Here is a 26,061-nt window from a genome sequence, read left to right as displayed (position 1 = left end):
CCACATGAATCTACATCTGAAATGTAAAAGGAGATAAGGCACTTGCAACCATGGGTTTATATTGTGCTAGTAGGTGTCGCTGCTATTCTTTATGCCCTTTTACTTCCCGCACGTGTAAAGGAAGGAAAAGCTAATCAGCAAAGCCTCAAGGAAACAGAGGCTGCGCTTGAGCTATATATGGCAGACATAGAGCGCGAGAATGAGGAACTGGTACAATTAGTTAGTAGTATTAAACAACAATCGCAAACTAATCATAATTTACTGCAGGGACAGGTTAATGAATTACAGAGTCAAGTGGTAGAGTTGCAGAACAGCTCTTTAAAGCTAGAAGCACGAGTGGCCGAGGAAGAGAAGGGTTTGAAAGAACTTGCAGTGACGGTTGAACAAGGTTCGAAGGTTAAAGTTGGTGTTAACGAAGATACGTCTCTGCCAGCAGAGATGAGTTCAGTGTCGCCAGATGTGAAAGCGAAACCTATTAGTTCGATAAAATTACGTTACCCAAGATTGTTTGAACTGCATGAGCAGGGCAAATCGATAGACTCCATTGCCAAGACGGCTGGACTTCAGCGAGGGGAAGTGCAACTGATTCTGCAACTTGCCAAACAGGAGGAATCGGTATGATTAAGAACCGTTCATTCTTGTTCGGACTAGGCACAGGACTAATTACTGGCGCTTTATTACTTCAGTTAATGATCTCCGGTGGAGCGGCTCCACTTACCAAAGAACAAGTTCTACAGGGTGCTGAAAAATTGAATATGAAAGTCATCGATGAATCTGCAAAATCTGCCTCGGGGGAAGCTGAGAATGATAATAAAGAGGAAATCACAGAGACCGAGGGATCGACAGTAGTAAGCAAGGAGAACATCAGCCCCTCTGCGCCGGCTGCTGCAGCCTCCCCCACGCCGGTAGTGTCACCTACAGTACCTGAGAGCTCTGATAAAGCCATTGCGCCAAACAAGCCATCTACGCCTACTGACGGGAAGGTTGAGCAGCCAAAGATCACTCCAAAGGCTAGTGCCGCTCCAACCGCTGTAGCACCTGTAACGCCTAAAGTCACAGCAAATGCTAGTGTTTCTGTTCGAATTCCATCTGGCAGCACATTGACCGCAACAACAGATATTTTAGCGAAGGCTGGCGTCATTAAGGATAAGTCTACTTTTCTAGAGGCTGCAAACAAACGAAAGATTAATACGAAAATTCAATCCGGTTCTTATAGCTTTAATAAGGGAGAGAGTATTGACTCCATAATAGAGAAATTAATAACTTTAAAGTGATCGTTGCATACACTGAGATAATATGGTATAGTAATTGACGGTGTTAAAACACACGCCGGTTGATTTCGACAAGGGGTGCTTTCTTCAGAAGAAAGTCTTGCTGAAAGATGACGCATGGCGGAGGAGACACACAATAAACCAAACTTAGGAGGTGTGTGAAGATGGCAGTAATCTCCATGAAACAGCTTCTAGAAGCTGGGGTACACTTCGGTCACCAGACTCGTCGTTGGAACCCAAAGATGGATCGTTATATCTTCACTGAAAGAAACGGAATTTACATTATTGACTTGCAAAAAACAGTCAAAAAGGTAGAGGAAGCTTACAACTTTGTAAAAAGCGTCGCTGGTGACAACGGCACAATCCTATTCGTAGGAACAAAGAAACAAGCTCAAGATTCCGTAAAAGAAGAAGCAGAACGTTCCGGTATGTTCTTCATTAACCAACGTTGGTTGGGCGGAACGCTTACTAACTTCCAAACTATCCAAAAGCGTATTGATCGCTTGAAGAAATTGGAATCTTGGGAAGAAGACGGTACTTTTGAAGTACTACCTAAGAAAGAAGTTATCCTTCTTCGCAAAGAGAAAGATCGTCTTGAAAAATTCTTGGGCGGTATCAAGAACATGAAAGGTCTTCCAAGCGCGTTGTTCATCATTGACCCGCGTAAAGAGCGTATTGCAGTTGCAGAAGCTCGCAAATTGGGTATTCCAATCGTAGCTATCGTTGATACTAACTGTGATCCAGACGAAATCGACTACGTAATTCCAGGTAACGACGACGCTATCCGCGCTGTTAAATTGTTGACTGGTAAAATGGCAGACGCTGTTGTTGAAGCTCACCAAGGCGAAGACACAACTACTGCTTAAGTAGCGACTAGCACATACAAGAACTTAAATGAAAAGGGTGGTTGGCAGGTGGATAACCTCTCACTGCCCTTTTTTTAGGATAAAGGCCTCGAATAATGTAAGAAAACGACAATTACCTGGAGGGAATAAACAATGGCAGTTGATGCAAAAGCAGTAAAAGAACTTCGTGAAAGAACAGGCGCTGGTATGCTTGATTGTAAAAAAGCGCTTGAAGAAGCTAATAACGATATTACTAAAGCAGCAGAATTGCTTCGTGAAAAAGGTCTGTCCGCAGCAGCAAACAAAGCAGGACGTATTGCTACTGAAGGCGTTGTAGAATCTTACATCCACGCTGGCGGCCGCATTGGTGTACTTGTAGAAATCAACTGCGAAACTGACTTTGTTGGTAAAACAGATTCCTTCAAGGAATTTGCTCGCGATATCGCTATGCAAATCGCTGCAGCAAACCCTCGTTATGTTCGTCGTGAAGAAGTACCACAAGAAGATGTTGAAAAAGAAAAAGAAATCCTGAAAGCTCAAGCTTTGAACGAAGGTAAGCCTGAGAAAATCATTGAAAAAATGGTTGAAGGACGTATTGGTAAATATTACGAAGAATATTGCTTGCTTGAGCAAACTTTCGTTAAAGACCCAGACAAAACAATCTCCCAATTGTTGAATGAAAAAATCAGCACCATCGGAGAAAACATCTCGATCCGTCGTTTTGCTCGTTTTGAACTAGGCGAAGGTTTGGAAAAGAAAGTGGATAACTTTGTTGAAGAAGTTATGGCACAAGTTAATCAATAATAGCTTCATCATAAATATGAAGAATTGAATAAAGGCAAGCATCAGAAGAGCGGAACACGTACACGTAGTGTTCCGTCTTTTGCAGAAAGTGAGGGTATACATTTGGAACAGCCGGTATTTAAGAGAGTAGTCCTTAAGGTAAGTGGAGAGTCTTTGGCAGGACAAAACGGATATGGTATTGATGCCGACATGATTATTTCCATCGCTGAACAGATCAAGGAAGTTGTAGAACTTGGCGTTCAGGTTGCAATTGTTTGTGGCGGGGGTAACATTTGGCGCGGGATCGCGGGCAGCGCAAGCGGCATAGATCGCGCTACTGCAGATTATATGGGCATGCTGGCAACAGTAATGAACTCACTTGCTCTTCAGGACGCATTGGAGCAAATTGATGTGCCAACAAGAGTGCAGACTTCGATCTCGATGCAGCAAATTGCTGAACCATATATTCGTCGTCGTGCGATTCGCCACTTGGAGAAGGGCCGGGTTGTTATTTTTGCAGCAGGCACAGGTAACCCATTCTTCTCAACAGATACTACTGCAGCACTTAGAGCGGCAGAGATCGAAGCAGAAGTTATTCTGATGGCGAAAAATAAGGTTGACGGAGTATATTCTGCTGATCCGTTCAAAGATAGTACAGCTGAGAAATTCGAACAGCTTACTTATATGGATGTTCTGAATAAAAACCTCGGTGTTATGGATTCAACAGCTTCATCTTTATGCATGGATAACAATATACCGCTCATTGTATTCGCCATTACAGAACAAGGCAATATCAAACGTGTCGTTCTCGGTGAGAAGATCGGAACGATTGTTAAAGGGAGTGTAGATTAATGCCACAATCGGTCAAAAAAAATGCCGAAGAGCGTATGGACAAAGCGATTTCATCGCTGAAACGTGACTTGGCAACATTACGTGCAGGACGTGCAACAACATCGCTTCTCGATCGTATTCAAGTTGAATATTACGGAGCACCTACTCCAATTAATCAGCTGGCCAACATAAGTACTCCGGATTCCCGGACACTGTTGATTCAGCCGTGGGACAAAACATCGATGTCTGATATTGAACGGGCGATCATGAAATCCGATATCGGATTGACGCCAGCCAATGACGGCACCATTATTCGTCTTTCTATCCCTCCGCTGACTGAAGAGCGTCGGACGGACTTGGTTAAGCTGACTAAGAAGTTTGGTGAAGAAGCGAAAGTAGCGATCCGCAACATTCGCCGTGATGCCAACGATGATATTAAAAAGATGGAGAAAAACGGTATCTCTGAAGATGAGTCCCGTGGCCATCAGGAAGACATTCAAAAAACAACGGATAAGTTCATAGCCGAAGTTGACAAAGTGCTTGTCTCCAAAGAAAAAGAGATTATGGAAGTTTAATGATATTCAAGAGACTTAAGGCCCCTCCGTTAATGGTGGGGTTTGTCTCTTTCTGATAAGAGCTTGGAGGAAACGGAAATGATCAAACGGATTCAAGCGTGGCTGAGCCGTAAAGACAGGCAACAGTCAGTCGAGATTTCACCGGATAACATTCCCCGGCATGTGGCTGTGATTATGGATGGTAATGGACGCTGGGCTAAACGGCGCGGCTTACCGCGCGTTATGGGTCATCAAAACGGCATGAAGGCTGTCAAACGTGCTACGATCGCTGCAGACGAATTAGGTATTAAATACTTAACGATGTATGCGTTCTCGACAGAAAACTGGATACGCCCGAAAGAAGAAGTCGATTACTTGATGCGTTTGCCTGGGGAGTTTCTGGCGATTGAGCTTGATGAGCTAATCGAGAAGAATGTTCAAGTACGCATGATGGGTGACGCTGACGCTTTACCTTCATATACCCGTAAGGCTATGGAAGAGGCGGTAGCTCGAACAAAAGAGAATACTGGATTGATCTTAAATTTTGCTCTTAACTATGGTGGACGCAATGAAATAGAAGGCTGTATGCGCAGTTTAGGGAAAGATATCCAAGCTGGTATATTGTCGCCAGAAGAAATTACATCAGAGTTGATTAACAACAGACTATTAACTGCTGGTTTACCCGATCCTGATTTGTTGATACGAACAAGTGGAGAAATTCGGCTTAGCAATTTTATGTTATGGCAGATTGCCTATAGTGAATTGTGGTTTACTGATGTGTACTGGCCTGAGTTCGACAAAGAGCATTTGCATCAGGCCGTTGCTGAATATCAACGACGAACACGCCGTTATGGTGGACTGAAGTAGCTTGTTAGGAGATGGAACCTTTGAAGCAGCGATTGATTACCGGAATTGTTGCCGGAGTATTATTTTTAGGGTTATGTGTACTGGGAAACTGGCCGTATCAGGTTCTGCTTATTGCTATGGCTCTTATAGGTTTTTATGAATTTGTCAAAATGATAGGTATTCCTACGCTTTCCGGTACTACTGTTCTGGGTTACGCAGCTATTCTAAGCTTCATGATCCCATGGAATTTGCTTGGTGTTACTGCGCCGTTGTCCTGGGAGCAAGGGATTTGGATTCTGCTGTTATTGTTCCTTCTGGTCACCGTTTTTACTAAAAATAAATTAGATATTCGAGTAACAGCCTTGCTGTTTACTGGTATAGTATACATTGGAATGGGCTTCTCTTATATGGCCGTGGCTCGTGCATCGGATGACGGACATGGTTTGTTCTGGACTTTTTTGCTCCTGTTCTGCATTTGGGGCAGTGATGCGGGGGCATATTTTGTAGGCAGAAGCTTTGGCAAGAACAAGCTCTGGCCGGCCATCAGTCCTAACAAAACGGTGGAAGGTGCTGTTGGCGGGGTACTGATCTCGATGCTTATTTCTATCGTGTTTGCGCTGCTTGCTCCTGAACACTTGACGATAGGACGAGCGTTGCTTATTGGGCTTTCTTGTGCGATATTAGGACAGCTTGGAGATCTTGTGCAGTCAGCTTATAAACGTGCGTATGGCATTAAAGACTCAGGTACACTTTTGCCAGGGCATGGCGGTATTCTTGATCGATGTGACAGCTGGATTATCGTATTTCCATTCGTACATATTGTAATGCTTATGCCTTACTATTAAACGAAGGGAGAGAGAGTATAACTATGAAAAAAATAAGTGTTCTAGGTTCGACGGGTTCGATCGGCACTCAGACTCTAGATGTCATCGCAATGCACCCAGACTCTTTTGAAGTAGATGGCTTGGCGGCCGGAACAAATACAGCATTATTACTGGAACAAGTTCGTCGTTTTAACCCGCGTAGAGTCTCAGTGGCAACGAAAGAGCTGGCAGATGAGATTAGATCCAGCCTACCTTCTGGTATAGAGCTTTACAGCGGGAATGAAGGGCTTGTTGAAGTGGCGGCTGGCGGCGATGCCGAAATGGTCGTAACGGCTGTTATGGGAAGCGTAGGGCTTCAATCAACACTAGCGGCAATTGAAGCCGGCAAACATATTGGACTCGCCAATAAGGAGACATTAGTAACGGCCGGACATTTGGTCACTGATCTTGCTAATCGTAAGGGAGTTAAGCTGTTGCCGATTGATAGTGAGCATTCAGCTATTTATCAATGTCTCAATGGCGAGAATATCTCAGATATTGCCTACATCACTTTAACAGCATCCGGCGGCTCATTCCGTGACTTTACGCGTGATCAGCTTAAGGATGTGACGGTAGAAGATGCGCTTCGTCATCCGAATTGGAGCATGGGCGCGAAAATAACGATAGATTCTGCTACAATGGTGAACAAGGGCTTAGAGGTTATTGAAGCGCATTGGTTATTCGGTCTTCCGTATGAACAAGTGAATGTGCTGCTGCACCCGGAGAGCATCATTCACTCTTATGTTGAATTCCGTGACAGCAGTATTATTGCCCAGCTTGGCAATCCCGATATGCGTGTCCCGATTCAATATGCACTTACTTATCCAGATCGTTGGGAATCTCCGGCACAGCGTTTGTCGTTAGCTGAGATAGGACGTTTGACCTTCCGTGAAATGGACTTTGAACGTTACCCTGCACTGAAGCTAGCGATAGATTGCGGAAAAGCTGGTGGAACGGCGACTACTGCTTTCAACGCTGCGAACGAAATAGCAGTTGCTCGATTCTTGAGTCATGAGATCTCGTTCCTGCGTATTGAGGAGATTATCGGAGAAGTGCTAGATCGTCATAATAACGAGCATAATCCGAATCTGGAACAAATTGAATCCTGTGATAGACGTGTTCGAGAGCTGGCAGCTACGCTGTAGAACGTAGAAAGATCTCCTTTTAAAAATATAAGAAAGTATAAGTTTCACTTTATACATTATCCTTATATTTCTCGCGTAAACGCGTACCGTCTCCTTAAGGAACACTGATGGCGTTATTGCTTGACTGGAAATACTTACTTTGCCCTAAAAATAGGTTGGGACAGTTGATTCTCTTGTGCCTGATCGGAGAATAATGATAAATTAAGAGGACATACTTCGGTCTTACACCTAAAGGGGGATGATACGTTTGGAAATGGTTCAGGTCGTTTTTTTAACGGTGCTCATGTTTTTTGTACTTGTGACTGTACACGAATGGGGTCACTATTATTTTGCCAAACGCGCCGGTATTCTCGTGAGGGAATTTGCTATCGGTTTCGGTCCGAAACTGTTTTCTTATAAACGGAATGAGACTCAGTTCACTCTTCGCTTACTGCCTTTTGGCGGTTATGCCCGCATGGCTGGTGAAGATCCTGAGATTGTCGAGATTGGTTCTGGACAGACCATTGCGGTAAGGCTCGGACAAGACAATAAAGTTAAAAACATTTATCTGGATGCACTAGACACCCGTAGAAATGTTATCCGTGGTGAGGCGCTGAGTACCGATCTCGAAGATAAATTGCAGATTACCTTAGATGTGGACGGAGAAGTTACTACTTATGATGTTCATCCGCAAGCGATGATGATTAAAGGGACGCAACAGACACAAATTGCACCTAAAGATCGTCAATTCGGCAGCAAGACCGTGGGTCAGCGTGCGTTGGCTATCGTTGCGGGTCCTGTGATGAACTTTCTGTTAGCCTTTGTACTCTTCGCCATTCATTTGCAAATGGTCGGGATTCAAGTTGAAAATCCTACTTTTGTTAAGATTGGCGACGTCTCCGAAGGAATGCCGGCGCAAGAAGCAGGACTCCAAAAGGGCGATATCATTGTCTCCATCAATGGTGAGAAAATCGGTGCTGATTACCAAAAAATGATTAGCTTGACCTCGGAGTCCAAAGGTAAAGAAATGAACTGGACGCTGCAACGGGGAGAAGAAACCCTTAACGTTAAGCTAGTTCCTCGTAGTATGGAAGGACAAGAAGGCGGTAAAATAGGCATCACTCCTGAGCTACCTACTCGTAAAGCTGGTTTTGGCGAGACGATAACAGGTTCAGGAAAAGCTATGGTCGATACGACAGAAGCTATCTTTTTGGGCTTTAAACAATTGATCAATAAATTCAATATGGATGATATTGGAGGTCCGGTTCGTACGTTTGAGGTAACCGGTCAAATTGCTCAACAAGGTATTCAGTATCTTACATACTGGGCCGCTATTTTGAGTCTATATCTGGGGATATTTAACCTCTTGCCGATTCCGGCACTCGATGGAAGCCGTCTGGCATTCCTAGGTGTTGAGGCACTGCGTGGCAAACCTGTGGATCCGGGTCATGAAGGCATGGTTCACTTTGTAGGTTTTGCACTGCTATTTTTATTAATGATTGCTGTTACGTATAATGATATTTTACGTTTGATCAGCGGCTAATTTTCTTCGGGAGGCATTCCATTACATGGCTAAAGATAAACAATTCGTTACGGAAATCACGCCGCAAAGCGAGGATTTCTCACGCTGGTATATTGATGTTATTAAAAAAGGAGACTTGATGGATTACTCTCCTGTTCGTGGCTGTATTGTATTTAAGCCAGAAGGCTATGAAATATGGGAGCATATTCAGGAGGAAATGAACCGTCGCCTCAAGGAAACTGGGCATCGAAACGCTTATTTTCCAGTGTTCATTCCAGAGAGTTTCTTTCAGAAGGAAAAGGATCATATTGAAGGCTTTAATCCAGAGCTGCCATGGGTAACAGAAGCGGGTGGTGACGTACTTGAGGAACGTCTCGCAGTTCGTCCTACTTCAGAGACCATGTTCGGCCACATGTACTCTAAATGGATTCAATCTTATCGTGACCTTCCTGTACTTATCAATCAATGGGCGAACGTGGTTCGTTGGGAGAAACGTACATTACCATTTATCCGCACGACTGAGTTTCTTTGGCAAGAAGGGCATACCGCGCATGAGAATGAAGCGGAAGCTCGTGAAGAAACTATGCGGATGCTGGATAACTACCGTGATTTTGTCGAGACCTATCTTGCCATTCCGGTTATTACTGGACAAAAGACACCTTCCGAGCGTTTTGCCGGTGCGGTAGATACGTATTCTATTGAAGCGATGATGAAGGATGGACGCGCTGTTCAGGCTGCTACTTCACATTACCTCGGCACCAAGTTTGCCACAGCTTTTGAGATTCAATATTTAAGCCGTGACAATAATTTGGAGTATGTACACACTACTTCATGGGGCTCAACCACTCGCTTGATTGGCTCCTTGATTATGGTACATGGAGATGACCGCGGTCTTGTTCTGCCGCCTAAGGTAGCTCCAACGCAAGTTATTATGATTCCTATCGGACCTCCTAAGACCCGCGAAGCTGTGATTGGGCGGACGGACGAGCTGTTCAAGGAATTGAAGAATGCTGGCGTTCGTGTACGTGTGGATGATCGTTCAGATGTTACTCCAGGCTGGAAGTTTAATGAATATGAAATGCGTGGAGTGCCAGTACGTTTGGAGCTTGGACCACGCGACATGGAGAATGGCGTCTGCGTTCTCGTCTCACGTGTCACCGGTGAGAAGAAGGTTATTCAACAGGAAAACCTCGTAGAAGAGGTTCAAACAATGCTTGAACAGGTTCACAACGAAATGTTCGAACGTGCCCTGAAATTCCGCGAGGACCACTTCTATTCTGTGGATTCCTTGGAGGAAATGAAGGCTTCGATGGATGAAAAACGTGGATTTGCTCTAGCTGGATGGTGTGGTTCCGAAGAATGCGAGTCCAAAGTTAAGGAAGAGACAGGTGCGGGTAGCCGCAATATTCCTTTTGATCCAGCGGAGACTAAGCAAGTCTGCATTTGCTGTGGCCAACCAGCCAAGCATACTGTGGTTTTTGCAAAGGCATATTAATCTTTAGGCACCGATCAACAGTCTTGTAGTATTTTAATTTAGCTTCTGGAGAGAGGAGTCGGCGGGCCGTAAGAACCCAATGCTTTTTGAAACCAGAAGCTTTTTAAAATATAAGAATTTATAGGAATTCGCTATAAATTATCCTTATATTTTTACGAGAAACAGTTATCGTCTTTAAAAGGCGACAACATCGTTTCTTCTTATCATATTGTACTTTCACTGTATATCATGGATAGTTTTAACTGGGTTATTAAAGGTGGGAGGAAAGCATGGAACAAAACCAGGAGAGAAGAAAAAGGTTCGAGCTCTTGATGAAGCAGGGTGAAATTCCGCCTGCAATCATGGATCCCTACTTTTTAGACGGGTATATAGAACGTGTTGAGATCAGTCGCGGCAACCGGGACTGGCAAATCGTTATTACGAAAGAAAGTCTGGTTCCAGCACAGGTATATCGGACATTTAGCCTTAGAATGCGGGAGAAGCTACAGCATATAGCTAAAGTAAGCTTTTTGTTCCTATATGATGAGAAGGTTAGTAGAGCGGAGCTTGTCCAAGAATATTGGGGACTGTTTTTGGAGTGGGTGCATCGGGAGATTCCATCGGTTAATGGCTGGCTGACACGTTCTACCCAAGAGCTTAAAGATGACACTTTAATGCTGACGATGAGTGATTCCACTTCTATGGAGTTGGCTCGCAAAAAAGGCATCGATGGAGCAATTATTAAATTTTATGATAAGTATTTCGGTCTCTCCTTAAAAGTTAAATTACTAATGGCGGAGAACGAAAATAATAATGTTGAAGCATTCGAAGAATTTCAGCAAAAGCTTCAGCAAGAACAACGCGAGATTGTTGAGCAGATGATGACTGCTGTGGAAACAGAAGCTCCTGCTGATGATAGCGATCCTAATGAAGTAATTAAGCTTCAAGTGGGGTATGAAATTAAGGAACAGGCTGTGCCGATTCTTGAAATTCAAGATGAAGAGAAGAAAATTACAATTCAGGGTACCATTTTTGGTCTGGATCGTAAGGAGCTTCGCAATGGCAGTACCTTGTTCACTTTCAGTCTGACCGATTTTACGGATTCTCTACAAATGAAGATGTTCGCGAAGACTAAAGATGATCTGAAGGTTATGAGTCAGCTAGCTAATGGCAAATGGGTAAGAGCACGCGGGAAAGTAGAATATGACCGTTTTATGCAGATTCCTGAGCTCGTGATGATCCCTTCGGATTTAACGGAAGTTAAGGCACCGCCTGCACGTAAAGATACTGCTCCTAAGAAACGGGTGGAATTCCACCTTCACACTACGATGAGTACGATGGATGCGGTCACTCCGATCACTACCTATGTCAAAACAGCTGCCCAGTGGGGTCATCCTGCGATTGCTATTTCTGATCATGGTGGCGTTCAGGCTTTTCCTGATGCAAACCATGCAGCTCATAAGCATAAGATAAAAATGATTTATGGTGTGGAAGCTAATGTTGTGAATGACTCTGTGAATATTGTCGAGAATGCTCAGCCTTTGGACTTGAAGACAGCTACCTATGTAGTGTTTGATATAGAAACCACGGGTTTATCGATTACCCGCAATAATATTACGGAGCTGGCGGCCATTAAAATGTGCGAAGGCAAAGAAGTAGACCGTTATTCTACTTTTGTTAATCCGCATGAGAAAATCCCTTATCATATTCAGCAATTGACCAATATTACGGATGAAATGGTTAAGGATGCTCCTGATCTTGAACCAGTACTGCGTAAGTTTGTTGAATTTGTGGGTGACAGTATCCTTGTAGCTCATAACGCCAGATTTGATATGGGTTTTATTCAGGCCTCGTTACGTAAAATAGGTGAACCTGATCTTCCGAATCCATCTCTTGATACGCTTGAGCTCGCTCGCTTACTATATCCAAGCATGAAGAATCACAGGCTGAACACATTAGCCGATAAATATAAAGTTCTTCTGGAGAGCCATCACCGTGCGATTGATGATACCATAGCACTCGGCGGTATATTAACAGGATTGCTCGCAGATGCTGAAAAGATGAAGGGCATGACCCGCCTTGATCGGCTAAACGATTATGTGGGTAATGATCTTTCGAACACAAGACCGTTCCACTGTAATATTTATGCACTTAATCAAATAGGCAAAAAAAATCTCTATAAGCTCATTTCCATGTCACATACGGAATATTTCAAACGTGTACCTTGTATTCCAAAATCCAAGCTGGAAGAGCATAGAGATGGACTGCTAGTCATTTCCGGTTGTGAACGTGGAGAGTTTTTTGAAGCAGTACTCAACAAAACGACTGAGGAAGCCATGGAGGTTGCTCATTTTTATGATGTGCTGGAGATTCAGCCATTGACCATGTACATGCACTTGGTGGACAAGGGTTTTGTAGCAGGCCCTGATGAGCTTCGCGATGTAGTCCGCAAGGTTTGCGAAATAGGGGAACAGTTGAATAAACCTGTTATCGCAACGGGGAATGTGCATTATCTTGAACCCCGGGACAAGCTGTATCGTGATATTACGATTAATGGGATCACAGGCTTTAGTCCGCTTAAAGACCAACGCAAACCGGATGCACACTTCCGCACAACGGATGAAATGCTGTCTGAATTCGAATTTCTCGGTGCTGAAAAAGCGATGGAAGTCGTTGTCACAAATACAGTTGAGCTGGCGGAGCGTTTTGAAGAACTGGAGCTATTTCCAGATAAGCTATTTACACCAATTATTGACGGGGCGGACGAAGAAATTCGCGAGACCTGCTACAATACAGCCAAATCCATTTACGGTGAAGAGCTGCCTGAAGTAGTTATTGCCCGTTTGGAGAAAGAGCTTGCACCGATTATTAAATACGGGTTCTCTGCCAACTATTTGATTTCTGAACGTCTCGTAAAAAAATCAAATCAGGATGGGTATCTCGTAGGCTCGCGGGGTTCCGTAGGTTCTTCTGTAGTCGCTACATTTCTTGGGATTTCAGAAGTTAATCCTTTGCCTGCGCATTATATTTGCCTAGATCCCGAGTGTCGCCATAGTGAATGGTTCCTGGACGGTAGTGTGCGGAGCGGATTCGATTTACCAGATAAAGTCTGCCCGGATTGCGGTCAGAAGCTCAAAGGTGAAGGCCAGGATATTCCGTTCGAGACCTTCCTTGGATTTAAAGGGGATAAAGTCCCCGATATCGACTTGAACTTCTCAGGGGAATATCAGCCGAATGCACATAACTTTACCAAAGAAATGTTTGGTGAGAAAAATGTATTCCGTGCCGGAACGATTGGTACCGTAGCTGAGAAGACAGCCTTCGGATTTGCAAAAAAATACGAAGAACTGCACCAGAAACGTTGGCGTGGAGCTGAAGTTGGCCGTCTGGCGGCTGGCTGTACAGGCGTTAAACGTAGTACGGGACAGCATCCGGGTGGTATAGTCGTTGTTCCAGACTATATGGAGGTAGAAGATATTACGCCAGTACAATTCCCGGCAGATGATGTCAATGCTGAATGGAAGACCACACACTTTGATTATCACGCTTTTGACGCGAATTTGCTGAAGCTTGATATTCTGGGTCATGATGATCCGACGATGATGCGGATGCTTCAGGATTTGACAGGTGTTGATCCAACTTCTATCCCGATGAATGATCCGAAAGTAATGAGCATGTTTAACTCTACAGATGCACTTGGAGTAAGACCTGACGAAATCAGATCACCGGTTGCGACCTATGGTGTGCCCGAAATGGGTACCAAGTTCGTACGTCAAATGCTTATTGAGTCGAAGCCGTCCAGCTTTGCTGACTTACTGCAAATATCAGGTTTGTCTCATGGTACTGGAGTTTGGCTTGGTAACGCTCAAGAGCTTATAAAGAATAACACTTGTAACATTAAGACCGTTATCGGTTGTCGTGATGACATCATGCTCTTTTTAATTTATAAAGCGGGAATGGATGCGAGCTTGGCCTTTAAAATTACCGAGAGTGTTCGTAAAGGTAAAGGTTTGTCTGACGAATGGATCGAGGAAATGAAAAAGTGCAAGGTCCCACAATGGTATATTGATTCTTGTCTAAAGATTCAATACATGTTCCCGAAGGCGCATGCTGCTGCATACGTAATTTCTGCAGTACGTACCGCCTACTTCAAGCTGTATCATCCTATTGAATATTATGCGACTTATTTCTCTGTACGTGCGGCAGATTTTGATATTGAATTGTGCTGTAAGGGGTATGAAGCCATCAGCCGTCAGATCGTAGAAATTGAGCAAAAAGGATTTCAAGCTTTGCCTAAGGAAAAGGCTATGTTGCCTGTCCTTGAGATGGCTTTGGAGATGACGGCACGTGGGTTTACATTCAAAAACATTGATCTTTACCGCTCAGAAGCGAATAAGTTTATTGTTGATGACAAGAGTTTGATTCCTCCGTTTTCCGCATTAGCGGGAATTGGTGAGAATGCTGCTATCAACATAGCTGCTGCGAAAGATGCTGGAGAGTTCCTGTCTATTGAAGATTTCCAGCAGAAATCAAAGGCAAGTAAGACGGTTATTGAGCTGCTGACTGGCATGGGCTGCTTCCGCGGCTTACCGGAAAGCAATCAACTTTCCCTATTTTAAAGGCTTTAACAACACTTATTTCATGGCTAGAAAAGAGTGCTCCAAAGGGGGAGTCAAGGGCTAGCACTTGTCAGTCCAGTTTCCCTATGGTATAATTTCTTTGGTAATAATGAGATAAGTCCGTTGTGTAAAGAGTGGGGAAACCCACTCTTTATCTTTGGTATATAGCAAAAGACAAGTTCGTGGAGGTAATTTTCTTTTGAGCACACCCAAATCTAAAATTAAACAAACGGTAGAGCAGATGCTCGGGCCCTATCTCGACGACAATGGTTTCGAACTGGTGGACGTTGAATACGTGAAGGAAGGCTCCAATTGGTTTCTGCGTATATTCGTAGATAAAGAAGGCGGCATTGATATTGATGACTGCGGGATCATTAGCGAATATTTCAGTCAGAAGTTAGATGAGAATGATCCTATTCCTGAGGCATATTTCCTTGAGGTTTCCTCGCCGGGAGCAGAGCGTCCTCTCAAAAAAGCTGCGGATGTAGCTAAAGCGGTAGGTAAGGACGTGTATGTGACTGTTTATGAGCCGATTCAAGGACTCAAAGAATTTGAAGGTCGTTTGCTCTCGTTCGAGAACGAGGAACTGCTCATCTCCGCGGGCAAAAAAGAACATGCAGTACCGTACGCCAAGGTCGCAAGTGCGAGATTGGCCATTATTTTTTAACGTCTTGAAAGGGGGGCCGGAAATTCATGAGTATGGAGTTTATTGAAGCAATGAATGAGCTGGAGAGGGAGAGAGGCATCAGTAAAGATGTGCTGTTTGAAGCGATTGAAGCGGCGCTGATCTCTAGTTATAAACGTAATTTCAATGCAGCACAGAACGTGCGTGTTGACATGAATCGCAATACAGGTGTCATTAAAGTGTTTGCCCGCAAGTTAATTGTTGAGGAGGTCCTGGATACAAGGACTGAAATCTCATTGCCGGCAGCCAGAGAAATTAACCCGCATTTCCAGCTGGAAGATATCGCTGAGCTTGAAGTGACACCGCGTGATTTTGGACGTATTGCCGCACAGACTGCTAAGCAGGTTGTAACTCAACGGATTCGCGAAGCAGAGCGTGGACTTATCTATAATGCTTTTATCGACAAAGAAGATGATATCGTTACTGGACTAGTTCAACGTCAAGATATGCGGAACATTTACATTGATCTTGGTAAAATCGAAGCGGTTCTTCCGCTTAGCGAATTGATGCCAGGTGAAAAGTTCAAACAAAGCGAACGCATCAAGGCTTATATCACAAAAGTTGAGAATACAACAAAAGGTCCGCAGATTATGCTCTCCCGCAGTCATCCTGGATTACTGAAGCGTCTGTTCGAGCTTGAAGTTCCTGAAATATTTGACGGTGTAGTTGAGATTCGTTCTGTAGCTCGTGAAGCTGGCTTCCGCTCGAAGATTGCTGTGTATTCCCGCAATCCAGAAGTAGATCCCGTTGGTTCTTGCGTAGGTCCAAGAGGCACACGCGTTCAGACCATCGTTACTGAGCTTCGCGGTGAGAAGATCGATATCGTCCGTTATTCTGATCTGGTGCAGGAATATGTTGCGAATGCACTAAGCCCTTCCAAGGTTCTTGAAGTTCAAGTCTTTGAAGCGGAGAAGATGGCGAGAGTTATCGTTCCTGACTATCAATTATCACTGGCTATCGGTATTAAAGGGCAAAATGCACGTCTTGCCGCTAAACTTACCGGCTGGAAAATTGATATCAAGAGTGAAACTCAAGCGGAGCAGGAATACGGCAGACCGAAATCTTCTATTGATGAAATGCATCAGGATTCCGTCTCCATAGATTAATTAACCTGCTTGACGGGAGGCGTTTGGTATGAAACAAAAAAAGGTGCCGCTGCGTAAATGCGTTGCTACCCAAGAGATGATGCCTAAAAAAGAGCTGATTCGTGTGGTAAGAACGCCTGAAGGTGAAGTGCTGATTGATCTGACGGGTAAGAAGTCAGGCCGTGGTGCTTACATATGCGGCAAGCTTGAATGCTTTCAGCTGGCACAAAAGAACAAAGCACTTGACCGTGCATTGAAATGTCAAGTGAGTCCTGAAATCTACGCCCAGCTAGCCCGGGAGTTTACATCCGTGGAAGAGCAGTTCCTAGCAGCAAAGGATAGTGAGGATAATGAGTAAGGCGCTTTCTTATTTAGGGCTTGCCATGAGAGCAGGCAAGATAGTCACCGGTGACGAGGCTGTACTCAAAGCTGTACGGTCTTCAGAGGCGAAGCTGGTCGTTCTGGCAGGTGACGCTTCAGATAATACCCAAAAAAAGTTCCGTGATAAATGCGGAACTTACGATATTCCACTAGTAATCGCATTTCACCGGGATGAACTCGGTGCAAGTATTGGTAAAGACCAGCGTGTAGTACTGGCCATTACGGATAAAGGATTCGCGGAAATGATCTCCAAGCAACTCGGAGATACTGTCGGAGGTGGATTTATTGACTAAAGAAGAGAACAAAGATAAATTGCGCGTGTACGAATACGCAAAGTCACTAAACATGAGCAGTAAAGAAATTATTACTATTCTGAAGCGTTTGAATGTCCCCGTGAATAATCATATGAGTGTCATGGAGAATGGATCCGTGAACAAAGTTGAACAGTTCTTTAAGGATATCAAATCAAACGCTGCAGCCAAGCGGGATACCGGCACCAGCAGCCGGCCGGTAACAACCGGTGCGGTAACAGCCGAACCTCAAAGTGCTCAGAATGCCAACAAAAATCAACAGGAAAAGCAGGTAGGTATGAACAGTAACCAAAACAACAACCAATCGACGACGTCCCCAAGGCCCCAAAGCGGACAAGATTCCCGCAGAACACAAACAGGTTCAACGCAGAATGCACGTCCGCAACAAAGCGGTGCTCCACGTACTAACAGTACTAGCAGTACTAGTAGCAGCCGCCCGCAAAGCAGCACTACCGGCGGCAATCGCCCACAAGGTAGCAATACCGGTGGCAGCCGTCCGCAAGGCAGTAATACTGGCGGCAACCGTCCACAAGGAAGCAACACAAGTGGCAGCCGTCCGCAAGGCAGCAATACTGGTGGTAGCCGCCCACAAGGCAGCAACACTGGTGGAAGCCGTCCACAAGGAAGCAACACAAGTGGCAGCCGTCCGCAAGGACAAAACAGTGCACCACGCACTGACAGCCGTCCACAAGGTCAATCTGGCACAGGCGGAGGTTTCACACGCGGTGATGACAGAGGTCCTAAAAAGAACACAACTGGTGGCAGACCAAATAATAATCAAAGACGTTTTGATGATGGTAAAGGTGGTAACTACCGCGGTCGTGGTGGTAAGAATGGTCGTGGCAAGAACCAACCAATGGTACACCGCGAGAAGATCGATAACACACCTAAGAAAATCATCGTTCGTGGCAGCATGACCGTTGGTGAAACAGCGAAATTGCTTCACAAGGATGCTTCTGAAGTAATCAAAAAGCTGATTTCAATGGGTGTTATGGCTACCATCAACCAAGAACTTGATATCGACACCATTTTGCTACTCGCTGCTGAATTTGGCGTAGAAGTAGAAGTGAAGATTCCTGTTGATGAGGACAGCTTCGAAACAGTGGAAGAGAATGACAATGAAGAGGATCTTCAGACTCGTCCTCCAGTAGTTACTATTATGGGTCACGTTGACCATGGTAAAACTACACTGCTTGATGCTATTCGTTCGACAAATGTGACTCTAGGCGAAGCCGGCGGAATCACTCAGCACATCGGTGCTTATCAAGTAGAAATCAATCAAAAGAAAATCACGTTCCTTGATACGCCTGGTCACGAAGCATTTACTGCTATGCGTGCTCGTGGTGCACAGGTTACGGATATGACAATTATCGTAGTTGCTGCTGATGACGGTGTTATGCCTCAGACCGTTGAAGCTATTGCACACGCTAAGGCTGCTGGACTTCCGATTATTGTCGCTGTTAATAAAATCGACAAGCCGGGCGCAGATCCTGATAAGGTGAAGCAAGAGCTTACAAGTTATGAACTTGTTCCTGAAGAGTGGGGTGGAGATACCATCTTCGTTAACCTCTCTGCGAAACAACGTATTAACTTGGAAGAACTGCTGGAAATGATCCTGCTCGTAGCTGAAGTTAATGAGTACAAAGCGAACCCTGACAAACGGGCACGCGGTACTGTTATAGAAGCTGAGCTTGATAAATCCCGTGGACCAGTTGCTCGTATACTCGTTCAGAACGGTACGTTGAAAGTCGGCGATGCCTTTGTAGCAGGTAACTGCTTCGGACGTGTACGTGCGATGGTCAATGATAAAGGTCGTAAGATTAAAGAAGCTGGACCATCTACTCCAGTAGAAATTACTGGTTTGACTGAGGTGCCACAAGCTGGCGATCCGTTTATGGCATTCGAAGACGAGCGTAAAGCCCGTGCGATTGCTGATAGACGTTCCACTTCCCAACGTCAATCTGAGCTGAATACGAACACCCGTGTAACTTTGGATGATCTGTTCCAGCACATTAAAGATGGCGAGATCAAAGACCTTAACGTGATTATCAAAGCTGACGTACAAGGTTCAGTTGAGGCGCTTAAAGGATCCTTGGCTAAGATCGAAGTGGAAGGCGTACGCGTGAAGATCATTCACAGCGGTGCTGGTGCGATTACTGAATCCGATATTACGCTTGCAGCAGCATCTAATGCTATCGTTATCGGCTTTAACGTTCGTCCAGACGCACAGACCAAAGCAGCTGCTGAGCAAGAAAAAGTAGATGTTCGTCTGCACAACATTATCTACAACGTAATTGAAGAAATCGAAAGTGCCATGAAAGGTATGCTCGATCCTATTTATAAAGAGAATGTTATCGGTCACGCCGAAGTTCGCAGCGTGTTCAAAATCAGCAAAGTGGGTACCATTGCAGGATGTATGGTTACTTCTGGTAAAATTACCCGTAATGCTGAAATGCGCTTGATCCGTAGCGGAATCGTAGTGTTCACTGGTAAGGTTGATACTTTGAAACGTTTCAAAGATGATGCCAAAGAAGTGGCGCAAGGTTATGAATGTGGCATAACTTTGGAACGCTATAATGACGTCCAAGAGGGCGACATTATCGAAGCGTTTCTTATGGAAACTGTAGAGCGCTAAGCGAAGAGGTGAATATAGATGTCTAAAATTAGAGCAGGACGAGTGGGCGAGCAGATCAAGAAAGAGCTTAGTCAACTTATCCAAAGCGGTCTGAAAGACCCTCGAATCGGTTTTGTAACTGTAACTGGCGTAGATGTGACTAACGATCTATCGCAAGCCAAGGTATACTTAAGCGTGTTCGGGGATGAAGAGCAGAAGGCAGACTCGCTTAAAGCGATTGAGAAAGCCAATGGTTTTCTTCGCTCAGAGCTTGGCAAGGCCATTCGCCTTCGGCATACACCGGAGCTGATCTTCAAGATCGACGAATCTGTCGCTTATGGCAGTCATATTGAGAAGCTTCTCGGAGAGCTTCATAAGAACGATTAGAAATAAGTGATTAAAGTGGGGTTCAAAATAGCGTTATGCTATTTTGAACAACCTTTAAAAAGGAGACGGCGAATGCAGAGCTATGAACAAAGTCTCCAGCAGACCCGTGAGTTTCTGCTGGAACACGACGATTACCTTGTAGTGTCGCATGTTCAGCCGGACGGAGATGCAGTCAGCTCCACCCTTGCGGTGGGCTGGCTTCTCTCATGTCTGGGCAAAAAATACACTATGCTGAATGAAGGACCGATCCCGAAGCGAATGGAATACCTATGGCATTCGGATGAAATCATCAATATGGCCTCTAGTGAACCGCCCCGTCAATACAGCAACGTCATCTGTGTGGATTGTGCGGATTTTCAGCGAGTAGGGCTGACAAACCGCTATTTTGCGAATGAGGCTCTTATCCTGAACATTGATCACCATCCAACAAATAACGGTTATGGATTCGTTAATTTAATCAAACCGGATGCAGCTGCGACAGCGGAAATATTGTTCGACCTGCTGAAGACATTCGAGATCGAATGGGATATTGATATCGCCACAGCTATATATACGGGTCTGTTAACAGATACCGGTGGTTTTCGTTATACCAACACATCACCAAAAGTAATGGCAGCTGTATCTGAGCTATTATCCCTTGGAGTTAACGGTCCTGAACTCGCTGAGACATTGCTTGAAGAAATGACGCTGCCACAGGTTAAAATATTAAATAAAGCCTTAAATACGCTGGAATTATCTCCTGAAGGAGATATTGCCTGGCTATATGTTACACCCGAGCATATGATCGAATGTGCTGCTGCTAATGAAGATTTGGAAGGAATCGTAAACTACCCTCGTAATATTCGGGGCGTGGAAGTAGGCATTCTTTTTAAAGTTATTCACGAACATGCGGTCAAGGTTAGTCTACGTTCTGCAGGTAAAGTAGACGTGGCTGCATTGGCGCAAACGTTTGGAGGCGGCGGTCATACCCGTGCTGCAGGTGCGCGTATAGAAGCTACGCTTGAAGAGGCAATAGCTCAGGTGCTTGAGGAGGTAAGACGTCATTTATGAGTGAACTAGAAGGTGTTCTGGCGGTTTATAAACCGGCAGGCTTCACTTCACATGATGTTGTAGCCAAGGCACGTCGTATTCTCGGCATGAAACGGATTGGTCATACGGGGACACTAGATCCCCAAGTGACTGGTGTATTGCCGCTTTGTCTGGGACGTGCGACTCGCGTTGTGGAGTATATTCAGGAGCTGCCCAAAGAATATGTGGCAACACTGAGACTGGGGATGTCCAGTGATACTGAAGACTTAACTGGAACCATTACGGAAACTGTAGATGAGGTTCATGTAACTGAGGAAGAGATTCTTGCAGTGCTTGCCTCTTTCAAAGGTGTAATTTCTCAGGTTCCTCCCATGTACTCTGCGGTGAAAGTGGATGGCAAACGTCTTTATGAATTGGCTAGAGAAGGCAAGACCGTTGAACGAAAAAGTCGTGAAGTAGAGATTTATGAAATCGAAATGACGGATATGACTTGGGAAGGTAATCATCCCGACATCACTTTCCGGGTATTATGCTCCAAAGGCACGTATATTCGAACACTTTGTGTTGATATCGGTCGTGCGCTTGGACTGCCGGGTGTAATGGTGAAGCTGGAGAGAACAATGTCGGCAGGAATTTCTGCCAGCCATTGTTTATCCCTTGAGGATATTGCCGCGCACAAGGAAGCCGGAACATTAGAAGATCATTTAATCGCTGCTGATGAGGCAATTTCGCATTTGCCTAAGCATACCGTTATGGATGAGAAGAAGAAGGCAGCACTGCAGGGTCAACGTTTGTCTTCGCGGTTCATTGCTCCAGAAGTGAAGACAGCAGGTCAAATTCGGCTATACGATCTTCAGGGATTGTTTCTTGGCATTTATGAGCTGGAAGAGACAGGTGCTATTGCCCCAGTAAAAGTGTTTGCACAAGCTTAAATCAATTTTACCAAGTGAATTGTAGGTGAGAAACAGCGTGAGAACCGTAACGTTAACCTATCCGATGTCGCCGGAGACTGCTGCCGAATGGGCACAACCTCAAGTGGCTGCTCTAGGGCAGTTTGACGGCCTGCATCGTGGACATGCCAGTGTCATTACATCCGCTGTGGCCTTAGCCCGTAAACAAGGTGTGCCGGCTGCAGTCCTTACATTTCATCCTCATCCCAAAGATGTTATGGGTAAGGGGGATTATGAAGGGTACTTGACGCCACCCTTTGAAAAGCAAGAGATTCTTGCCAGCATGGGTGTAGATATCCTGTATGTTATTGAATTTAATGAGCAGCTTTCCCGGGTTAGTCCACAGAATTTTGTCTCTGTTATGCTTTTGCCGCTACATATTGTAACTGCAGTTGTTGGCTTTGACTTTCGCTTTGGCTACCAAGGTGAAGGCGATGTTGAGATGCTTCGTAAGCTGGGTGAAGGTGTTATGAATGTGGAAGTTGCTCCTCCTTTTCTGCTTGAAGGCGAAAAGGTTAGCAGCTCCGGCATTCGCAAAAGTCTCCAAAATGGAGATCTGGGACTGGCAAACTCCTGGTTCGGACGTTGCTATCATCTGCGTGGTGAAGTGGGGCATGGTGAGAAGAGAGGCCGCACAATTGGTTTTCCAACTGCCAATTTGAAGCTCAGTGATCATTTTGTCATTCCGACCAAAGGTGTATATGCGGTTCGAGTCTTTTATAAGGATAAAGTTCTGTACGGGGTTATGAATGTGGGCGTTAAACCAACCTTTCATGAGGGTGTGTTGACTCCGAGCTTTGAGGTACATCTGTTTGACTTCGAGGGTGACCTGTATGATCAAGAGCTTAAGGTAGAATTGGTATCTTACATTCGTCCAGAACGGAAGTTTGACTCCATTGGGGCATTGATTACTCAGATTGGCGAGGATGCAGAAACCGCGAAGAAGATTCTGGAGTATAATTTATAGTCATCCCGGACAAGCCGTTTACTTTTGTTAATGGAGATGCTATACTAAGTAACGTTGCTGGCTTACAGCATCATAACCTTAGCTTGGTTGCACGTTCTCACCGACGGTGACGAGGCTAGTGGCGATTATATTGAAGGAGGTGAACAGGATGGCATTAACTCAAGAACGTAAACATCAATTGATCGACGAGCACAAAACTCACGAATCCGATACTGGATCCCCTGAGGTGCAAGTTGCTATCCTAACGGAGAACATCGTTAATTTGACTGACCACTTGCGTACGCACAAGAAAGATCATCACTCCCGTCGCGGATTGTTGAAAATGGTTGGACAACGTCGTAAACTTCTGGCGTATTTGAAAAACAAAGACATCAGACGTTACAGCGCCCTGATCGAAAGACTGGGATTGCGTCGTTAATTTTCCATAAGATTACTCTTAAAGCAGCCTGGTTGTATACCGTATGTCCTTCTCGGAGCGACAGCGGGACAGCTGGGTTGCTTTTTGAAAATTTAGGGAAAACTTAATATTAGGATCGATGAGATTATTCGCAAAAACGGCGGCTTTACTTTTCAGTAAGGCCCAGCCGTTTCTTCTTATATGCATACAGAATAGGTAGCCTCCCTTTGGGACAAGCCTTTCCAATTCATTTAGATCGATATGTGAACCTGCTATTTTAGACTGCGGGTCTACTACTATTCAAGGAGGTATTTATGGAAAAACGTGTAGAAATGCAGCTGGGTGGAAGACGCCTTGTGCTGGAAACGGGCCGCCTGGCTAAACAAGCAAATGCAGCTGTTATGGTGCGTTACGGGGATACTTCGGTATTATGTACCGTTACGGCTTCGAAAGAGCCTAAGGATCTGGATTTTTTCCCGCTTACAGTCAACTATGAGGAAAGATTATATGCGGTAGGTAAAATTCCTGGCGGATTTATTAAACGGGAAGGTAGACCGAGTGAGAAAGCGATTCTGTCAAGCCGTTTGACAGACCGTCCAATCAGACCACTGTTCCCTGAAGGATTTCGTAACGATGTTCAGGTATTGAACATGGTAATGAGTGTGGATCAGGACTGCGCACCAGATATTGCTGCTATGATCGGTACTTCAGCTGCACTTAGTATTTCCGATGTGCCTTTTGATGGACCAATCGGCGGCGTTGCTGTAGGTCGGATTAATGGAGAGTTTGTGATCAATCCGGATATGTCTCAGCAAGCAATCAGTGATGTTTATGTAGTGGTTGCTGGAACGAAGGATGCAATCATGATGGTTGAAGCAGAAGCGAACGAAGTGACGGAAGATGTGATGCTCGAAGCGATTATGTTCGGTCATGATGAAATCCGCAAGATCGTTGCAACCATTGAAGAACTGGTTAAAGTGGCTGGTAAAGAAAAAATGGCTGTGAAGCTGCATACAGTGAATGCTGACGTGAATACTGAGGTCCGTGCATTTGCTGAGGCTCGTCTGGTGGAAGCCGTTAAAATAGCTGAAAAACATGCGCGTCAGGAAGCGATTGATGTCGTTAATGATGAAGCGGTTGCGTATTTCGTAGAGAAGTACATAGAAGCACCGGAGCTTCTGAAAGATGTTAAAGAAGTCCTACATGATATCGTGAAGGATGAAGTAAGACGTCTAATCACACATGATAAGGTTCGTCCAGATGGACGTAAACTTGATGAAATCCGTCCGATTGAATGTGATACAAGTCTGTTACCGCGTACACACGGTTCCGGTCTGTTTACACGTGGACAAACACAAATCCTTAGCGTTTGTACCCTTGGAGCACTAGGTGATGTGCAAATTCTCGACGGAATCGATCCTACTGAAACGAAACGTTTCATGCACCATTACAACTTCCCGCCGTTCAGCGTAGGGGAAGCTCGTCCGCTTAGAGCACCAGGACGCCGTGAAATCGGTCATGGAGCACTTGGAGAACGTGCATTATCCAAGGTTATACCTAGTGAAACTGAATTCCCGTACACGATTCGTCTAGTATCAGAAGCGATTGAATCTAACGGTTCTACTTCCCAGGCAAGTATCTGTGCCAGCATTCTGGCTATGATGGACGCTGGTGTGCCAATCAAAGCACCGGTAGCCGGAGTAGCAATGGGTCTGATCAAAGACGGAGAGCATGTCTCCATCCTGACGGATATTCAAGGTATGGAAGATCACCTCGGAGATATGGACTTCAAGGTAGCTGGTACAGCAGAAGGTGTTACAGCTATTCAAATGGACATTAAGATTGCCGGTATCGACCGCAACATTCTTCAGGATGCACTTCAGCAGGCTAAAGAAGGCCGTCTTTTCATCTTGGACAAAATGAATGAAGCGATCTCTGCGCCAAGACCTAATCTGTCCAAATATGCTCCAAAAATTATTATTATCAACATCAATCCGGACAAAATCCGTGATGTTATCGGTGCTGGTGGTAAGATTATCAATAAAATTATTGAAGAAACCGGCGTAAAAATCGACATCGAACAAGATGGCCGTGTCTTTATCGGTTCTTCAGATGAAGAGATGATCCAAAAGGCACGTTCGATTATCGAAGGACTAGTGCGTGAAGTACAAGTCGGAGAAATCTATGTGGGTACAGTTAGACGTATTGAGAAATTCGGAGCATTTGTTGAACTAATTCCGGGTAAAGACGGATTGGTACACATTTCCCAATTGTCCACTGAGCGCGTAGCTAAGGTTGAAGATGTTGTAGCTGTCGGGGATACAATTACCGTTAAAGTTACCGAAATCGACCAACAAGGCCGGGTTAACCTGTCGCGTAAAGCGGTATTGACTTCGGAAACTGGAGCTAAAGCTTAAGTTTCAATTGTAGAGGTACCTTTTCTAAAGTACCTAATAGCATAATAAAAGGAGACAGAAGCGATTGCGTTCTGGCTCTTTTTTTATATGAAATAAAGTAAAGTGC

Annotated in this window: 23 protein-coding genes; all 23 read left to right on the top strand. The window is 44.8% G+C overall.

Annotated elements, in window-relative coordinates; all coding sequences use genetic code 11:
* The first annotated feature begins 42 nt into the window (after window positions 1-42).
* The 23 genes from MKZ16_RS19310 (at window position 43) to pnp (ending at window position 25,955) form a co-directional block, all read left to right on the top strand.
* Window positions 43-621, top strand: coding sequence for a hypothetical protein (locus tag MKZ16_RS19310; RefSeq protein WP_038571941.1), 579 nt, complete (start codon window positions 43-45; stop codon window positions 619-621).
* On the top strand, window positions 618-1,274 hold the full coding sequence (locus MKZ16_RS19305) for an endolytic transglycosylase MltG (RefSeq protein WP_076106345.1): 657 nt from the start codon (window positions 618-620) through the stop codon (window positions 1,272-1,274). The genes MKZ16_RS19310 and MKZ16_RS19305 overlap by 4 nt, the downstream gene beginning before the upstream one ends.
* A gap of 161 nt (window positions 1,275-1,435) precedes the next feature.
* Window positions 1,436-2,137: a 30S ribosomal protein S2 gene (gene rpsB, locus MKZ16_RS19300; protein ID WP_036688493.1), complete on the top strand. Its 702-nt coding sequence runs from the start codon at window positions 1,436-1,438 to the stop codon at window positions 2,135-2,137.
* Window positions 2,138-2,269: 132 nt separating this feature from the next.
* Complete coding sequence (gene tsf, locus MKZ16_RS19295; protein WP_036688492.1) at window positions 2,270-2,920, top strand: translation elongation factor Ts; 651 nt, start codon at window positions 2,270-2,272, stop codon at window positions 2,918-2,920.
* A 102-nt stretch (window positions 2,921-3,022) separates the two neighbouring features.
* A complete protein-coding gene (pyrH, locus tag MKZ16_RS19290) occupies window positions 3,023-3,751 on the top strand; it encodes a UMP kinase (protein WP_036688491.1) in 729 nt (242 codons plus the stop codon).
* Complete coding sequence (gene frr / locus MKZ16_RS19285; RefSeq protein ID WP_036688489.1) at window positions 3,751-4,305, top strand: ribosome recycling factor; 555 nt, start codon at window positions 3,751-3,753, stop codon at window positions 4,303-4,305. Before pyrH ends, frr begins: the two co-directional genes overlap by 1 nt.
* 78 nt (window positions 4,306-4,383) lie before the next feature.
* Entirely contained in the window at window positions 4,384-5,151 is a 768-nt protein-coding gene (locus MKZ16_RS19280; RefSeq protein WP_036688488.1) for an isoprenyl transferase, read from the top strand.
* 20 nt (window positions 5,152-5,171) lie between these two features.
* A complete protein-coding gene (locus MKZ16_RS19275) occupies window positions 5,172-5,975 on the top strand; it encodes a phosphatidate cytidylyltransferase (RefSeq protein ID WP_038571935.1) in 804 nt (267 codons plus the stop codon).
* Window positions 5,976-5,998: 23 nt separating this feature from the next.
* Window positions 5,999-7,138 (top strand): 1-deoxy-D-xylulose-5-phosphate reductoisomerase, encoded by a 1,140-nt coding sequence (locus tag MKZ16_RS19270; RefSeq protein ID WP_076106343.1) that lies wholly within the window; start codon window positions 5,999-6,001, stop codon window positions 7,136-7,138.
* Between the two features lie 247 nt (window positions 7,139-7,385).
* Window positions 7,386-8,660: an RIP metalloprotease RseP gene (gene rseP / locus MKZ16_RS19265; protein ID WP_036688480.1), complete on the top strand. Its 1,275-nt coding sequence runs from the start codon at window positions 7,386-7,388 to the stop codon at window positions 8,658-8,660.
* Between the two features lie 25 nt (window positions 8,661-8,685).
* Window positions 8,686-10,134, top strand: coding sequence for a proline--tRNA ligase (gene proS, locus MKZ16_RS19260; RefSeq protein ID WP_036688477.1), 1,449 nt, complete (start codon window positions 8,686-8,688; stop codon window positions 10,132-10,134).
* 269 nt (window positions 10,135-10,403) lie between these two features.
* A complete protein-coding gene (locus MKZ16_RS19255) occupies window positions 10,404-14,732 on the top strand; it encodes a PolC-type DNA polymerase III (protein ID WP_038571931.1) in 4,329 nt (1,442 codons plus the stop codon).
* Window positions 14,733-14,931: 199 nt separating this feature from the next.
* Window positions 14,932-15,399, top strand: a complete 468-nt coding sequence (gene rimP / locus MKZ16_RS19250; RefSeq protein ID WP_036688473.1) for a ribosome maturation factor RimP — start codon at window positions 14,932-14,934, stop codon at window positions 15,397-15,399.
* 26 nt (window positions 15,400-15,425) lie between these two features.
* Window positions 15,426-16,523 (top strand): transcription termination factor NusA, encoded by a 1,098-nt coding sequence (nusA, locus tag MKZ16_RS19245; protein ID WP_036688470.1) that lies wholly within the window; start codon window positions 15,426-15,428, stop codon window positions 16,521-16,523.
* Window positions 16,524-16,551: 28 nt separating this feature from the next.
* Window positions 16,552-16,860 carry a YlxR family protein gene (locus tag MKZ16_RS19240; RefSeq protein ID WP_036688467.1) on the top strand — a complete coding sequence of 103 codons (309 nt, stop codon included), beginning with the start codon at window positions 16,552-16,554 and terminating at the stop codon, window positions 16,858-16,860.
* Complete coding sequence (locus MKZ16_RS19235) at window positions 16,853-17,176, top strand: YlxQ family RNA-binding protein (protein WP_036688466.1); 324 nt, start codon at window positions 16,853-16,855, stop codon at window positions 17,174-17,176. The genes MKZ16_RS19240 and MKZ16_RS19235 overlap by 8 nt, the downstream gene beginning before the upstream one ends.
* A complete protein-coding gene (gene infB / locus MKZ16_RS19230) occupies window positions 17,169-19,829 on the top strand; it encodes a translation initiation factor IF-2 (protein ID WP_036688463.1) in 2,661 nt (886 codons plus the stop codon). The genes MKZ16_RS19235 and infB overlap by 8 nt, the downstream gene beginning before the upstream one ends.
* Window positions 19,830-19,847: 18 nt before the next feature.
* Entirely contained in the window at window positions 19,848-20,195 is a 348-nt protein-coding gene (rbfA, locus tag MKZ16_RS19225; RefSeq protein ID WP_036688461.1) for a 30S ribosome-binding factor RbfA, read from the top strand.
* A gap of 72 nt (window positions 20,196-20,267) precedes the next feature.
* Window positions 20,268-21,245 carry a bifunctional oligoribonuclease/PAP phosphatase NrnA gene (locus MKZ16_RS19220; protein WP_076106341.1) on the top strand — a complete coding sequence of 326 codons (978 nt, stop codon included), beginning with the start codon at window positions 20,268-20,270 and terminating at the stop codon, window positions 21,243-21,245.
* Window positions 21,242-22,156 carry a tRNA pseudouridine(55) synthase TruB gene (gene truB, locus MKZ16_RS19215; RefSeq protein ID WP_036688456.1) on the top strand — a complete coding sequence of 305 codons (915 nt, stop codon included), beginning with the start codon at window positions 21,242-21,244 and terminating at the stop codon, window positions 22,154-22,156. Before MKZ16_RS19220 ends, truB begins: the two co-directional genes overlap by 4 nt.
* Window positions 22,157-22,193: 37 nt before the next feature.
* Complete coding sequence (locus MKZ16_RS19210; protein ID WP_038571921.1) at window positions 22,194-23,141, top strand: bifunctional riboflavin kinase/FAD synthetase; 948 nt, start codon at window positions 22,194-22,196, stop codon at window positions 23,139-23,141.
* A 148-nt stretch (window positions 23,142-23,289) separates the two neighbouring features.
* Window positions 23,290-23,559, top strand: coding sequence for a 30S ribosomal protein S15 (gene rpsO, locus MKZ16_RS19205; protein ID WP_036656390.1), 270 nt, complete (start codon window positions 23,290-23,292; stop codon window positions 23,557-23,559).
* Between the two features lie 293 nt (window positions 23,560-23,852).
* Window positions 23,853-25,955 carry a polyribonucleotide nucleotidyltransferase gene (gene pnp / locus MKZ16_RS19200; RefSeq protein ID WP_036688453.1) on the top strand — a complete coding sequence of 701 codons (2,103 nt, stop codon included), beginning with the start codon at window positions 23,853-23,855 and terminating at the stop codon, window positions 25,953-25,955.
* The last annotated feature ends 106 nt before the right edge of the window (window positions 25,956-26,061 follow it).

The organism is Paenibacillus sp. FSL R5-0928 (assembly GCF_037970385.1).
Taxonomy (GTDB): Bacteria; Bacillota; Bacilli; order Paenibacillales; family Paenibacillaceae; genus Paenibacillus_AQ; species Paenibacillus_AQ odorifer.
Note: the sequence above shows the minus strand (reverse complement) of the source record. Positions and strands in the feature narration are given on the sequence as shown.

Bases quoted from the DNA above. Each gene is read 5' to 3' on its own strand.
- MKZ16_RS19305 (WP_076106345.1), top strand. From the start codon at position 618: ATGATTAAGAACCGTTCATTCTTGTTCGGACTAGGCACAGGACTAATT.
- rpsB (WP_036688493.1), top strand. From the start codon at position 1,436: ATGGCAGTAATCTCCATGAAACAGCTTCTAGAAGCTGGGGTACACTTC.
- tsf (WP_036688492.1), top strand. From the start codon at position 2,270: ATGGCAGTTGATGCAAAAGCAGTAAAAGAACTTCGTGAAAGAACAGGC.
- frr (WP_036688489.1), top strand. From the start codon at position 3,751: ATGCCACAATCGGTCAAAAAAAATGCCGAAGAGCGTATGGACAAAGCG.
- MKZ16_RS19280 (WP_036688488.1), top strand. From the start codon at position 4,384: ATGATCAAACGGATTCAAGCGTGGCTGAGCCGTAAAGACAGGCAACAG.
- MKZ16_RS19270 (WP_076106343.1), top strand. From the start codon at position 5,999: ATGAAAAAAATAAGTGTTCTAGGTTCGACGGGTTCGATCGGCACTCAG.
- proS (WP_036688477.1), top strand. From the start codon at position 8,686: ATGGCTAAAGATAAACAATTCGTTACGGAAATCACGCCGCAAAGCGAG.
- MKZ16_RS19255 (WP_038571931.1), top strand. From the start codon at position 10,404: ATGGAACAAAACCAGGAGAGAAGAAAAAGGTTCGAGCTCTTGATGAAG.
- nusA (WP_036688470.1), top strand. From the start codon at position 15,426: ATGAGTATGGAGTTTATTGAAGCAATGAATGAGCTGGAGAGGGAGAGA.
- MKZ16_RS19240 (WP_036688467.1), top strand. From the start codon at position 16,552: ATGAAACAAAAAAAGGTGCCGCTGCGTAAATGCGTTGCTACCCAAGAG.
- MKZ16_RS19235 (WP_036688466.1), top strand. From the start codon at position 16,853: ATGAGTAAGGCGCTTTCTTATTTAGGGCTTGCCATGAGAGCAGGCAAG.
- rbfA (WP_036688461.1), top strand. From the start codon at position 19,848: ATGTCTAAAATTAGAGCAGGACGAGTGGGCGAGCAGATCAAGAAAGAG.
- MKZ16_RS19220 (WP_076106341.1), top strand. From the start codon at position 20,268: ATGCAGAGCTATGAACAAAGTCTCCAGCAGACCCGTGAGTTTCTGCTG.
- truB (WP_036688456.1), top strand. From the start codon at position 21,242: ATGAGTGAACTAGAAGGTGTTCTGGCGGTTTATAAACCGGCAGGCTTC.
- rpsO (WP_036656390.1), top strand. From the start codon at position 23,290: ATGGCATTAACTCAAGAACGTAAACATCAATTGATCGACGAGCACAAA.
- pnp (WP_036688453.1), top strand. From the start codon at position 23,853: ATGGAAAAACGTGTAGAAATGCAGCTGGGTGGAAGACGCCTTGTGCTG.